Origin of the sequence: Kitasatospora sp. NPDC058170, from assembly GCF_042883905.1 — a bacterium.
In the GTDB taxonomy this organism is placed as follows: Bacteria; Actinomycetota; Actinomycetes; order Streptomycetales; family Streptomycetaceae; genus Kitasatospora.
On the sequence record NZ_JBHVUV010000018.1, the window covers coordinates 156828 to 169446 of the forward strand.

9 protein-coding genes and 3 tRNA genes are annotated in these 12619 nt (G+C 75.3%); 7 read left to right on the forward strand and 5 right to left on the reverse strand.

Going from position 1 to position 12619, the window contains the following annotated elements; all coding sequences use genetic code 11:
* Nucleotides 1-41 precede the first annotated feature (41 nt).
* Nucleotides 42-848, forward strand: a complete 807-nt coding sequence (locus ACFVVX_RS21435; RefSeq protein ID WP_387947835.1) for a pyridoxal 5'-phosphate synthase — start codon at nt 42-44, stop codon at nt 846-848.
* A 75-nt stretch (nt 849-923) separates the two neighbouring features.
* Here ACFVVX_RS21435 and ACFVVX_RS21440 read toward each other — a convergent pair whose 3' ends face one another.
* Complete coding sequence (locus ACFVVX_RS21440) at nt 924-1991, reverse strand: DMT family transporter (protein ID WP_387947837.1); 1068 nt, start codon at nt 1989-1991, stop codon at nt 924-926.
* A 152-nt stretch (nt 1992-2143) separates the two neighbouring features.
* On the opposite strand from ACFVVX_RS21440, the gene ACFVVX_RS21445 reads away from it, so the two are divergent.
* A complete protein-coding gene (locus tag ACFVVX_RS21445) occupies nt 2144-3031 on the forward strand; it encodes a DUF1906 domain-containing protein (protein ID WP_387947839.1) in 888 nt (295 codons plus the stop codon).
* 82 nt (nt 3032-3113) lie between these two features.
* A complete protein-coding gene (locus tag ACFVVX_RS21450) occupies nt 3114-4454 on the forward strand; it encodes a hypothetical protein (RefSeq protein ID WP_387947841.1) in 1341 nt (446 codons plus the stop codon).
* A 12-nt stretch (nt 4455-4466) separates the two neighbouring features.
* Here the strand turns inward: ACFVVX_RS21450 and ACFVVX_RS21455 are convergent, their stop codons facing one another.
* On the reverse strand, nt 4467-4682 hold the full coding sequence (locus ACFVVX_RS21455; RefSeq protein WP_387947843.1) for a hypothetical protein: 216 nt from the start codon (nt 4680-4682) through the stop codon (nt 4467-4469).
* A gap of 236 nt (nt 4683-4918) precedes the next feature.
* On the opposite strand from ACFVVX_RS21455, the gene ACFVVX_RS21460 reads away from it, so the two are divergent.
* Entirely contained in the window at nt 4919-6580 is a 1662-nt protein-coding gene (locus tag ACFVVX_RS21460) for a long-chain fatty acid--CoA ligase (protein ID WP_387947845.1), read from the forward strand.
* 70 nt (nt 6581-6650) lie between these two features.
* Here ACFVVX_RS21460 and ACFVVX_RS21465 read toward each other — a convergent pair whose 3' ends face one another.
* Nucleotides 6651-10127 (reverse strand): PAS domain-containing protein, encoded by a 3477-nt coding sequence (locus tag ACFVVX_RS21465; protein ID WP_387947847.1) that lies wholly within the window; start codon nt 10125-10127, stop codon nt 6651-6653.
* A gap of 177 nt (nt 10128-10304) precedes the next feature.
* Between ACFVVX_RS21465 and ACFVVX_RS21470 the strand changes: the two genes are divergently transcribed.
* The 3 genes from ACFVVX_RS21470 (at nt 10305) to ACFVVX_RS21480 (ending at nt 10733) form a co-directional block, all read left to right on the forward strand.
* Nucleotides 10305-10395: transfer RNA gene (locus tag ACFVVX_RS21470), tRNA-Ser, on the forward strand.
* A 154-nt stretch (nt 10396-10549) separates the two neighbouring features.
* Nucleotides 10550-10625, forward strand: a tRNA-Arg gene (locus ACFVVX_RS21475).
* A 32-nt stretch (nt 10626-10657) separates the two neighbouring features.
* Nucleotides 10658-10733 (forward strand) — tRNA-Arg (locus tag ACFVVX_RS21480).
* 51 nt (nt 10734-10784) lie between these two features.
* On the opposite strand, the gene ACFVVX_RS21485 is transcribed toward ACFVVX_RS21480, so the two are convergent.
* A complete protein-coding gene (locus ACFVVX_RS21485) occupies nt 10785-11987 on the reverse strand; it encodes a globin domain-containing protein (RefSeq protein ID WP_387947849.1) in 1203 nt (400 codons plus the stop codon).
* A gap of 10 nt (nt 11988-11997) precedes the next feature.
* Nucleotides 11998-12438, reverse strand: coding sequence for a globin domain-containing protein (locus ACFVVX_RS21490; RefSeq protein WP_387947851.1), 441 nt, complete (start codon nt 12436-12438; stop codon nt 11998-12000).
* Nucleotides 12439-12619 lie beyond the last annotated feature (181 nt).

Sequence of the window (12619 nt, forward strand, 5' to 3'; positions counted from 1 at the left end):
CGCCCGGGGCTGCGGCCGAGGCAACCGGAGGGAAGGGCGCGATGGCAGCGGAGGAGGAGGGCCTGACCGGCCCGGGCGAGGCCACGCCCGCACCGCGACCGGACCACGGGTCCGAGCCGAGGTCGGAATCCCGGTCGGAATCCGGGTCGGAGGCCAGGTCCGGGACCAGGCCCGAGCCGCGGTCCGTACCCGAGCTGCTGCTCGGCCGCCCGCCGATGGCCCGTCCGCTGCCGTCCTTCGACCCGGACACCGCCCCGGCCGAGCCCGGCCCGCTGTTCGTCGACTGGCTCGCCACCGCGTTCGCGGCCGGCGTCCTGGACCCGCAGGTGGTCACGCTCTCCACGGTCGACGCCGACGGACTCCCGGACGCCCGGGTCCTGGTGGTGCGCGACGTGGACGCCTCCGGTACCGGCTGGGTCTTCTCGGCCGCAGCCGACAGCCCGAAGGGCCGTCAGCTCGCCGACCACCCGGCGGCCGCGATGACCCTCTACTGGCCGCCGCTCGGGCGCCAGATCCGGGTCCGCGGCACCGTCGAGCGGGCCGCGGACCAGGTCGCGGCGGCCGAGTTCGCCACCCGCTCCCCGGCCTCCCGGGTCGCCTCCCTGGTCGGCCGGCAGAGCGAGCCGCTGGCCTCCCTCGGCGAGTACGAGGAGGCCTCCGCGTCCGCCCGCCGTCGGCTGGAGGCCACCCCGGACGCCGTCGCGGCCGGCCACGCGGTCTACACCCTGTGGGCGCACGAAGTGGAGTTCTGGCAGGGCGAGGCCAACCGCGGCCACGTCCGGCTGCGCTACACCCGGACGGGTCCGGTCCGCACCCCGGAGTGGTCGCGCACCCTGCTCTGGCCCTGAGCGACCGGTCCGGGCCCGCGGGAAGCCGCGAGCCGCACGAAGGAGCGCAGCCCCGGAGCGGTCAGCGCCGGCCGGTCAGCGCCGGCCGGTCAGCGTGGCTCCCACGCTGGCCGCCACCACGCAGCCGATGCCGGCCAGCTGCGGCCCGCCCAGCAGCTGGCCCAGCACCACCAGGCCGACCAGGGCGCTGACCGCGGGCTCCAGGCTGACCAGCACGCTGAACACCCGCTGCGGCATCCGCCGCAGCGCCGTCATCTCCAGCGTGTACGGGATCACCGGCAGCAGCAGCGACACCCCGGCCACCGAGAGCAGCAGCACCAGTGGCGAGGCGCCGGGCGCGGTCAGTCCGTCCCAGGCCTGGCCGAGCCCGAACGGCGCCAGCGTCAGCGCGCCGACCGTCATCGAGACGGCGAGGCCCTGGAAGCCCTGGAAGGCGGCGCCGACCTTGTCCGTGAACAGGATGTACGCGGCGTAGCAGGCGGCCGCCCCGAAGGCGTACGCCAGCCCGACCGGGTCCAGCGAGGAACCGCCGCCGCCCTCGCCGAGCAGCGTCAGCAGCGCCACCCCGCCGGCCGCCAGCAGCGCCCAGAGCAGGTGGCTGGCCCGCCGGGCGAAGACCAGCGCCACCGCGAGCGGGCCGAGGAACTCGATGGTCGCCGCGGTGCCCATCGGCAGCCGGTCGATCGCCCCGGCGAACAGCAGGGTCATCCCGGCCGAGGCCATCCCGAGCAGCCCGGCCGCGGCCAGGTCGCGCGGACGGCGCCCGCGCAGCCGGGGCCGGGTGACGGCCAGCAGGAGGACCGCGGCGAAGCCCAGCCGCAGGAAGGTCGTGCCGCTGACGCCGAGCGGGCCGAACAGCGGCTTGGAGAGCGCGATGCCGAGCTGCACCAGGAACATCGCGGCCAGACAGAAGAGCGGCGCCGGGATCCGCTCCGGGCGCCGCATCAGCTTCGGGATCCGCCGGCCGGTCGGCCGGGCGGGCTGCGCGCCCGGGGGCGGTTCGGTGCCGGGAGCCCCGCCTCGTCGCCAGCCACCGCGCTCGCCGGCGGGCTCGCCCTTGGGGGCGGGCGGCATGGCAAGGGCCTCGGCGACGGCGGCGGCCGGCGTCGGGGCGGCGGTTTCGACGGAAGGGGACGTGGGCATAGAGGCGAGTTTGCCGTAAGGAGTAAGCGCGGGGCAAGCTCGTTACCAAAATGCGGACGGATGCGGACGGGTGCGGCTGAAAGGGTGAGCTCCGGCGGCACATGCGGCGCGGTTGCCGCAATCGTCCGATGGTCCGTCAGTATCAATGGCGGGTGCGCTATCTCCGCCCGGCGGCCCTCACCGCCGCATCCCTGGTCCTGCTCCTCGCCACCGACGGGACGGGCCTGACGGGCGCGGGGGCCGAGGCGACCTCCCCGGTCGCCGCCGACGTCCCCCGGATCCGGGGCACCGTGCTGCCGGACCGGCCCGGTCCGCCCCCCGCCCGCCACCGCGACCTCTACAGCGGTGCGGCCTTCGACACCTGTACCGCGCCCCCGCTGGAAACCCTCCGCGCCTGGCGCGGCACCTCCCCGTACGGCGCGGTCGGCATCTACACCAGCGGGTCCCAGCGCGGCTGCGCCCAGCCCCGGCTCAGCGCGGAGTGGGTCCGCCAGGCGCGGGCGATGGGCTGGCAGTTCCTGCCGGTCCACGTCGGGCTGCAGGCGCCGTGCAGCGAGCTCAAGGGCAAGCCCGCGCGGATCGACCCGGTCCGCGCCGTCCAGCAGGGCCGGGAGGAGGCGGCCGAGGCGGTCCGCGGCCTGAAGGCCGTCGGGCTGGGCCCGGGCAGTCCGGTCTTCCTCGACATCGAGGCGTACCCGATGCGGGACGCGGCCTGCGGCCAGGGGGTCGTCGACTTCACCCTCGGCTGGACCCAGGGCCTGCACGCGGACGGCTACCGCTCCGGCTTCTACTCCAGTCTCGACTCCGGCATCGCCGACCTCGCGGCGGCCGCCCGGGCCGGCAGCTTCCCGCTGCCCGACAGCATCTGGTACGCGCGCTGGAACGACGGCGCCGACACCGCCGGAGGCGGCGCCCTCGCCGCCGACCTCTGGACCGACCACCAGCGCGTCCACCAGTACCGCGGCAACGTCGAGGAGACCTACGGGGGAGCCGCCCTCACCATCGACCGCGACCAGGTCGACACCCCGCTGGCGAACTGAGCCCGCGCTCCTCGCACCCTCCCCCGTCCGGTGCCCCGGATAGGGTGTGCCGTCGACTCGATCAAGGCACAGGGGGACGGGCGTGTCGGAGCATCAGGGGTACTACGGCGGAGGCGGGTACGGGCAACCGCCGCAGAACCCGTACGGCCAGGGGAACCCGTACCAGCAGCCGGTGCCGCAGCAGCCGGGCCCGTACCAGCAGAACCCGTACCAGCAGCCGGACCCGTACCAGCAGAACCCGTACGCGCAGCCGGTCCCGCCCCAGCCGGTCCCGCCGCAGCCCGTCCCGCCGCAGCCCGTCCCGCCGCAGCCCGGGTCGCCCCAGCCCGGGTCGCCCCAGTACGCGCCCCCTCCGCAGGCGCCCCTTCAGCCGGCACCCGCCCGGCCGGCCCCCACCCCGTCGGCCCCCGGCGGCTTCCCCGGCCCCGAGCCGCGCCGCAGCCGGATCGCCGTCCTGCTCCAGTTCACGCTCCAGTGGATCTACGCCCCGCTCTGGATCGCCGCCCTGGCCGCCCTGATCGCGCTCCTGCTCTGGGCGGGCGGCGGCGGCCCCTCCGGCCCGGACTCGGACGCCTGGCTGAAGGTCAACCGCTCCTTCATCCCGCCCCGCCGTCTGAAGGCCGAGCTCACCGGCCGCCCCGAGGACTGGGAGCGCTACGTGGCCCCGATCCTGGAGCGCCGGATCCGCACGGCCGAGGCCGAGTACGCCGCCGGCGGGGGCGATGTCGCCGCCGACCTCAGCCGCGCGGTGCAGGTCAGGCTCGCCCTGCGCCTCTACCGCGGACTCGGCGCGGCCGGCGTGGTGCGCCTCGCCGAGCGCCACGGCTGGCACGGGGTGGTCGACAGCGGCGACCACGACCACGTCCGGCTCGGCCGCCGGTTCCCCGCCCCGGCGCAGGTCCACGCGCCCGGTCCGCAGGACCCGCCCGCCGCGCCCGGCACACCCTGGGGGCCGCGCCCGACCAGGTCCGCCCTGCTGCTCCCCTTCATCCTGGTGCTGCAGGTCGTCTACGTCCCCGTCTACTGCCTGCTCACCTTCTGGGCGGGCCGCGCCGAGCCGGACTACTGGGATCGCTGGGGCGCCCGCTGGGCGGTCGGGCCCCGCGCGTTCTGGGCGGAGCTGACCGGTGGCGCCGCGGCCTGGGACCGCCACATCCGCCGCATCCTGGCCCGCGACATCCGCCAGGACGCCGCCCGGGACAAGGGGCCGAACCGGCATGCGGTGGCCGCGGACGGCACCTTCGTCCGCCGGATCCGGATCAACCTCGCGACCTACCGCGGTGCGGGCGCCCAGCAGGTCCTGCGCATCGCGGCCGAGCACGGCTGGCAGCTCGACCCGGCGTACACCCCGCAGCCCGAGGTCTGCGTCCGCCTCTGCCGCCCCGACCGCGCCACCACGCCCACAGCCACGGCCACGGCCTAGGCAGGCGCCGGGCTAGGCCGACCGCCGCTTCCACTCGCCGTTGCCGAGCGGGATCCACCCCTGCCCGGTGCAGTCGGGACAGGTCTCGGAGATGTACCCCGTGCCCGTCCGGTCGGCCCGCACCCCGAGGCGGGCGCGGGTCCGGACACCTCCGGCGCAGTTCGGGCACGGCACCCGGAACCTGGCCGACTCGCGCTGCACCTGGCGATCGTCATGGCTGTCGCTCATGCCGTTCAGTATTGCGCGCCGCGGCCGCTCCCACCCGGGACAACCGGGGGACCGGGCGATCCCGGCCGGACGGACCGTCACCGTCGCCCGCGGGCGACGCGAAGCCGTGATCCGTGCAACGGGCCGGGAATGCTGACATCGGCTCCACCGGGAGGCACAATCGGCCTCGGCTGCCCGAGATTACCGCCCAGTAGGGCGGGCAGCCCGCCCAGGTGCCGCCAGGTCAAGGAGGACCCGTGTTCAGCACGATGCAGGACGTACCGCTCACCGTCGCCAGGATCCTCACCCACGGTGCCACCATCCACGGCCGGTCCACCGTCACCACCTGGGACGGCACCGGACCGGTCGTCCGGACGTACGCCGAGGTCGGGGCGCGGGCCGCACAGCTCGCGTACGCGCTGCGCGACGAGCTCGGGGTCACCGGCGACGACCGGGTGGCGACGCTGATGTGGAACAACGCCGAGCACCTGGAGGCGTACCTCGCGGCGCCGTCGATGGGGGCGGTGCTGCACACGCTGAACCTGCGGCTGCCCGGCCAGCAGCTGGCGTTCATCATCAACCACGCCGCCGACCGCGTGATCATCGTCAACGGCACCGTGCTCCCGCTGCTCGCCGCCGTCCTGCCGGCCCTCAACCCCACCCTCAGGCACATCGTGGTCAGCGGCCCCGGCGACCGGTCCGTCCTGGACGGCTTCGCCGGCACCGTGCACGACTACGAGGACCTGATCGCCGACCGGCCCACCGAGTACCCCTGGCTGGACGACCTCGACGAGCGCCAGGCCGCCGTGCTCTGCTACACCTCCGGCACCACCGGGGACCCGAAGGGCGTGCTCTACAGCCACCGGTCGGTCTACCTGCACTGCCTCCAGGTCAACACGGGCGACAACTTCGCGTTCACCCCGCGCGACACCGCGCTGCCGGTCGTCCCGATGTTCCACGTGAACGCCTGGGGCATCCCGCACGCCGCCTTCATGTCGGGTGCCAACCTGCTCATGCCGGATCGTTTCCTCCAGCCCAAGCCCATGGCCGAGATGATCGCCCGGGTGCGGCCCACCGTCAGCGCCGCCGTGCCCACCATCTGGAGCGGCCTGCTGGACGAGCTCGACGCGGGCGACTACGACACCTCCAGCCTGCGCATGGTGGTCATCGGCGGCTCGGCCTGCCCGCCCGCCCTGATGCGCGGGTTCGACGAGCGCCACGGCATCAAGGTGGTGCACGCCTGGGGCATGACCGAGACCTCCCCGCTGGGCTCCTTCGCCCAGCCGCCCGGCGGCCTGACCCCCGAGGAGGAGTGGGAGTACCGCGTCACCCAGGGCGTCTTCCCGGCCTCCGTCGAGGCCCGGCTGACCGGCCCGGGCGGCGAGCGGATGCCGCACGACGGCGCCTCGGCGGGCGAGCTGGAGGTGCGCGGCCCGTGGATCGCCGGGGCGTACTACGGCGGCGCCGGCCACGACCCGGAGCGTCCGGAGGACAAGTTCAGCGAGGACGGCTGGCTCCGCACGGGGGACGTCGGCACCATCACCCCCGACGGCTACCTCACCCTGACCGACCGCGCCAAGGACGTCATCAAGTCCGGCGGTGAGTGGATCTCCTCGGTCGACCTGGAGAACCAGCTGATGGCCCACCCGGAGGTCGCCGAGGCCGCCGTGGTCGCCGTCCCGGACGAGCGGTGGGGCGAGCGGCCGCTGGCCACCGTCGTGCTGCGGCCGGGCGCCACCGCGGGGCTGCCGGAGCTGCGGGCCTTCCTGGCCGAGCGGATCGCCTCCTGGCAGCTGCCGGAGCGCTGGGCGATCGTCGAGTCGGTGCCGAAGACCTCGGTCGGCAAGTTCGACAAGAAGGTGATCCGCGCGACCTACGCGGCGGACGGCCTGGACGTCACGGTGCTCGGCAAGGAGTAGTCCGGGCCGCGGGGAACGGAACGAACGGACCGGAGGGCCGGCCACCACGGGTGGCCGGCCCTCCGCCGGATCAGCCGGCGGCGGCGACGCCCGCCTCGCCCATGGCGCCGATCCGCCCGAGCAGGTCGACGATCCGGGACTGCACGTCCGCGCTGGTCGAGCGCTCGGCGAGGAACAGCACCGTCTCGCCGGTCCGCAGCCGGGGCAGCTCGCGCGGGTCGAGGTCCACCGAGGTGTAGACGACCAGCGGCGTGCGGTGCAGCCGGTCGTTGGTGCGCAGCCAGTCCAGCAGGCCGACCCGGCGGCGGCGGATCTGGAACAGGTCCATCACCACCAGGTTCGGCTGCACGCTGCTGGCCCGGGCCACGGCGTCGTTCTCGTCGGTCGCGTGCTCGACGTGCATACCGCGCCGCTCCAGGCTGCTGATCATGGCGGCGGCGATGTCCGGGTCGCCCTCGACCAGCAGCACGCGCGGGGCGTGGTTCTCGCCGTCCCGCGGGGCCAGCGCGCGTAGCAGCACGGCCGGGTCGGCGCCGTACGCGGCGTCCCGGGTGGCCTGGCCGAGACCGGCGGTGACCAGCACCGGGACCCTGCTGTTCAGTGCCGCGGTGCGCAGCGACTGCAGTGCGGTGCGGGTGATCGGGCCGGTCAGCGGGTCGACGAAGAGCGCGGCGGGGAAGCCGGAGACCTGGGCGTCCACCTCCTCGCGGGAGCGGACGATCACCGGGCGGTAGCCGCGCTCCTGGAGGGCCTGGCGGGTGGCCGCGTCGGGCTCGGGCCAGACCAGCAGGCGGCGCGGGCCGCCGTCCGCGGCGGGGGTGGCCATCGCCGGGTGCTCGCCCGCGTCCTCGCCGTGCGGGGCGGCGGCGGGGAGCTCGGCCATCGGACGGGGGGCCGTCCGGGGCTCGGGCGCGGCGGGCAGCTGCGGGGGTCCGGCGGGCACGGGCGGTGCGGCCGGGGCCGGGAGGTTGCCGGGGTAGCCCTCGCCGGGCCCGCCGAGCGGGCGCGGCGGAGCGAGCTCGGCCAGGCCGCTGCCGACCGGCCGCGGCGGCTGCGGTGCCTGTTCGGCGGCGGGCGCGGGCAGGGCGGGCCGGGCCGGTTCCAGGGCGGTGCCGGGCGTCTGGGCGGGTGCCTCCGGGGCCTGCGCGTCCGGACCGGGCGGGACGGCCAGCCGGCGGCGCCGACCGGTCGGCGCGACGGCGGGCGGTTCGCTCGCCGCGGGGGCGGGGCCGGCGGGCAGCGCGTGCTCCAGCCCGGGGTAGAGCGGGGTGCCGGGGTCGGGGACGCCCGGCAGGGAGAGCGCGCCGGAGGAGTCCTCGGCGGCGGGCAGGGCCCGGCGCCGACGGGACGGCTTCTGCTCCGCCTCGGCGTCGGCGGGGACGGCCGTCCCGCCCGCCGGGGTGGACTCGGCGGCCTCGGGCGCGGGGTGCTCCGGGCCGGGGCCGAGCGCGATCGGGCCGCGCGCGGTGGGGGCGTCGGCCTTCTCGGCGGCCGGTCCGTCCGGGCGTTCGCCCTCGACCGGTACCGCGTAGGCCGGCCCGGATCCGCCGTCGTCCTTGCCCCACGGGTCGCTGGCCGGGTTCTCCGGTCCGCCGATGCCCTGGCGCCCGTACGCGGGGTCGTTCCCGGTGCCGTTCCACTGCTCGGGGACGGCCCGCTCGACCCGGGCCGGCGCGTTTGGCCACTGCTCGGCGGCCGGGTCCTGCGCGGGCGGTGCGGCCGGCTCCTCGGCGGCCCGTCCTCGGCGGCCGCGCCGCTCGGGCACCGGCTCCTCGGCGGGCTGCTCCGGTGCGGCGTCGGCGGGTGCCGCCGCGTCCTCGGGGGCCTCCTCCTCCGGGCGCCGTGCGGCGGGCAGCTGCGGGATGCCCGGAAGGTCGGGCAGGACGGCGCTGTCGGTCTCCTTGGGGCGGTCCGAACGGCCCTCGGCGGCGGCACGCTCGGCGGCGGCCTTCGCCGCGACCGGGTCCAGCGGCAGCTCGACGACGTAGGTGGTGCCGGCCTTGCCGGGCAGCTCGTGCGGCTGGAGCACGCCGCCGTGACGCTCCACCACCGTGCGGGCTATCGGCAGGTGGACGGGGCTGCCGCCGCGTCCGGGCCCGCGGATCTCCACCCGGGCGACCTCGCCGCGCTGGGCGGCCGCGAGCACCACCATGGGCGCGTCGCCGTCGGCCGGGGGCAGCGCGGGGGCGCCGGGGGCGGCCAGCCCGGGGGAGGGGACGGCCGGGGTGGCGTCCAGCGAGAGCGCGACCCCGCTGACGTCGGCGACCAGGTGGGCCAGCGCCTGGGCGAGCCGCTGCTCGTCGGCGATCACCTCGACGGCGGCGGCGTGCACGGAGAACCGCACCCGGCCCGCGCCGACCAGCTCGCCCGCGTGCTCGACGGCCCGTCGGACGACCTTGTCCAGGGCGACCGGGACGCGCTCGGCGGCCGGCCGCTCCCCCTTGCCGTCGGTCCGGCCGTCGCCGGGGCTGGCCGGACCGGAGTCGCCGGCCTCGGAGCGCTGGTGGGCGAGCACGCCGTCGATCAGCTTGCCGAACCGCCGGCACTCGTCGGCGAGCCGGCGCAGCGTCCAGTTGGCCTCCGGCCACAGCTGCCCGGCCGGGTCGCCGGCCAGTGCGTCGATCCGCCGGTGCAGTGCGGTCAGCGCGCCGCCCAGCTCGCTCTCCAGAACGGCGGTGAGGTGCTCGTTGCGGGCGACCAGGGCCAGCTCGCGGCTGCGGTCGGTGAAGGTCATCACCGCGCCGACCAGCTGGTCGCCGTCCCGGACGGGGGCGGTGGTGAGGTCGACGGTGACCGGCCGGCCGTCCTTGCGCCACAGCACGGTGCCCCGCACCCGGTGCTTGCGCCCGGAGGTCAGGGTGTCCAGCAGCGCGGACTCCTCCAGCGCCAGCGGGGTGCCGTCGGCCCGGGAGTGCTGGATCAGCGGGTGCAGCTCGCGCCCGCCCAGCTCGCTCGCCCGGTACTCCAGGATGTGCGCGGCGGCCGGGTTGACGAGCACGCAGCGGCCTTCGAGGTCCACCCCGAGCACGCCTTCGGCGGCGGCCCGCAGGATCATCTCGGTCTGCTTGTGCTGCCGGCGCAGCTCCGCCTCGACGCCGAGCCGGCTGGACAGGTCGCGGACCAGCAGCAGGAGCAGGTCGCTGCCGGAGGACGAGCCCTCGCGGTACGGGTCGTAGGGGACGAGCGGGGAGAGCGCGTAGCCGCGGCCCTCGCTGGCGCCGTCGTCGGCGAAGTCGTTGCCGGAGACCTCGACCGGGAAGGCGGTGCCGTCGGTGCGGCGGGCCGTCATCCGCACCGGGCGGTCGAGTGCGTCGTCCTCGCGGGGCGCCGGCCGCATCGAGCCGGGGATCCGGCTCGGGTCGAACTCGGGCAGGAGGTCCAGCACGCCCATGCCGACCAGCGAGGTGCCGGGGGCTTGGAGCGCCCGGACGGCCGCGTTGTTGGCATCGACGACGGTGCCGTTGCTGTTCACCAGCAGCAGCGCGTCGGGCAGGGCGTCGAGTATGGCGGCGAGGCGAGCAGCGCCTCGGATCGGCCTGCTGCTCACGTCGACAGGTCTCCTCGGCTCAGGGCAGCTCCTCCGGAGACGGCAGTATCTCATTCTTCTTTGCGGCGGGGACGACCCGCCTAGTAACGTTGGCGGTGGTTGGTGTCGGGCCCTCGGGTTGTGGCATCATCACAGGCACACGGAACGGGTCCGCCAGACGGGCGCGCTCCATGTGGAGGAGGCTTCGCCTAGTCCGGTCTATGGCGCCGCACTGCTAATGCGGTTTCGGGGTTATTCCTGATCGAGGGTTCAAATCCCTCAGCCTCCGCCTCCGGGAGCCCCGCCGACGAGCACGTCGGCGGGGCTCTCTGCATGGTCGCCCGAGGGGGTCCGGTACGGCCCGGATCAATCGATTTCGCCCCGCGTCGCAGGTCATGTAATGTTGTCCCCGCACCGCCCCGCTGGCACGTTCGGCAGGGCGAGCGCTCATAGCTCAACGGATAGAGCACTTGACTACGGATCAAGAGGTTGCAGGTTCGAATCCTGCTGAGCGCACCAAACCTTCGCAAGACCGGGTCCGCCCGGCACTTGCGCTCATAGCTCAACGGATAGAGCACTTGACTACGGATCAAGAGGTTGCAGGTTCGAATCCTGCTGAGCGCACCACCAGGGAAGCCCCCGGCCACCGGCCGGGGGCTTCTCCGCTTTCCCGGGCGGTCACCCCAGCTCGGTCCGGTTGATCCACGGCACGTCCCGCCGGTCCAGGAACCAGTCGGAGGAGGTCAGCGGCCGGGCCCGGTTGAAGGTCTCGGGTACCGGGTCGTGCCGGATCAGGTCGGGCTCGGCCCCGAGGTCGAACAGCAGGTCGGCGAGTGCGGGGGCGAGGTCCGGCGGCCCGCTGAGGTGGATGTCCCAGCCGCTCCAGTCGCCCTGCCCGGCGAGGGCGTCGCGGACCAGCGCGGTGGCGCCGTCCCGGCCCGCGCCGGGTGCCGGGGAGGCCGTCAGCACCTCCAGCCGGTCGCACCGGGCGAGCAGCCGCTCGACCGCCGCCAGGTCGTACTGGTCGGCGTCCGAGCGGGCGGCCAGGACGACGGTGACGTGGCGTGGGTCGCGCGTGGCGGCGAGCTGTTCCAGCAGAGCCTTGGTCTGCCCCCAGCCGGTGCCGCCGGCCACCGCGAGCAGCGGGCGCGGCGAGCCCGGGTCGAGGACGGCGTCGCCGAGCGCGGGGCCGAGCCGCAGCAGTTCGCCCGGCATGACGTCCTCCACCAGCGCGGTGCTCAGCAGTCCGCCGGGCACCCGGCGGACGTGCACCTCCAGGCTGTCGTCCGGGCGCGGGGCGTTGGCGATCGAGTACGGGCGCCACACCTTCGGCACCCGGGGGCTGCTGAGGGTGAGGTACTGGCCGGGGAGGAACGGGTACGGGCGCATCGGCGTGAGGGTCAGCACCACGACATCGGGGGCGGCCCGGCGGCGGCCGGTCACCTCGGCCTCCCACCAGGCGGGCGTGCCGGGCGGCACCTCGGCGGCGGCCCCGGTCATCACCTGGGCGATGACGGTGTACGCCTCGGTCCAGGCCTTCTCGATCTCGGGCGTCCAGGAGTGCCCGGAGAAGTGCCGCAGCGCGGCGATCAGGCTGGCCCCGACGGCGGGGTAGTGCTCGGGCGCGGCCTGGAACTTCCGGTGGTCGCGCCCGAGCGCCCCCAGGTACCCGGTGAGCTGCTCGGGGCTCTCCAGCCGCAGCACCAGCCCGGTGAGCGCGCCGAACAGCCGGTCCCGCTGCTCGGCCATCTCGGCGGGGAAGTACGCCCGCACCTCCGGGTTGTGGGAGAAGAGGTGGGCGTAGAAGTACTTGGCCATGTGGTCGGCGCGGCGCTCGACGACGGCGAAGCTGGCGCGGATGACCGCGGGGTCGAAGGGCACCGCGACGCGCCTAGGCGGACGGGTCGGACTGCGGCGGGCCGGTCTGCGCGGTGGTGAGGCCCTGTCCCATGGTGTCGGCGATCACGCCGTAGACGGCGGTCCAGGAGGCCTCGGTCTCCGGCGTCCAGGCCTCGCCGGCGAAGTGCGCCAGGGTGGCCAGCAGGCTCGCGCCGACGGCGGGGAAGTGGTCCACGAGCGCGCCGTACCCGGCGTGCCGGGCGCCCAGGTCCCGCAGCAGCGGGATCAGGGTGTCGGCGTCCTCCAGGTGGGTGACCAGGGCGCCGAGCGCCGCCCAGAGCCGGTCCTGCTGCTCGTCCAGGTGTTCGGCGAACAGCCCGCGGACGCCGGGATTGTGCTCGAACAGATGCTGGTAGAAGTACCCGGCGACGGCGGGGCCGTGGGGCTCGACGACCGCGAAACTGCTCTTGATGAGAACGGGGTTTATGGTCACGGGCCCCGACTCTACTGAGCGGTCGGCCAATTCGAACAGAGTGTCCCGATGAACCGTCAGGTACCGGACGGTGGCGTCCGGTTGGAATCGCCGGGATTCACCGCGATACGCCGCCTAATGGATGAAATACATCCCTTTCGGGTACATCCTTCCTGCCGGTCGGATGACGGCCATTCGGGTG

Bases quoted from the DNA above. Each gene is read 5' to 3' on its own strand.
- ACFVVX_RS21440 (WP_387947837.1), bottom strand. From the start codon at position 1,991: ATGCCCACGTCCCCTTCCGTCGAAACCGCCGCCCCGACGCCGGCCGCC.
- ACFVVX_RS21435 (WP_387947835.1), top strand. From the start codon at position 42: ATGGCAGCGGAGGAGGAGGGCCTGACCGGCCCGGGCGAGGCCACGCCC.
- ACFVVX_RS21455 (WP_387947843.1), bottom strand. From the start codon at position 4,682: ATGAGCGACAGCCATGACGATCGCCAGGTGCAGCGCGAGTCGGCCAGG.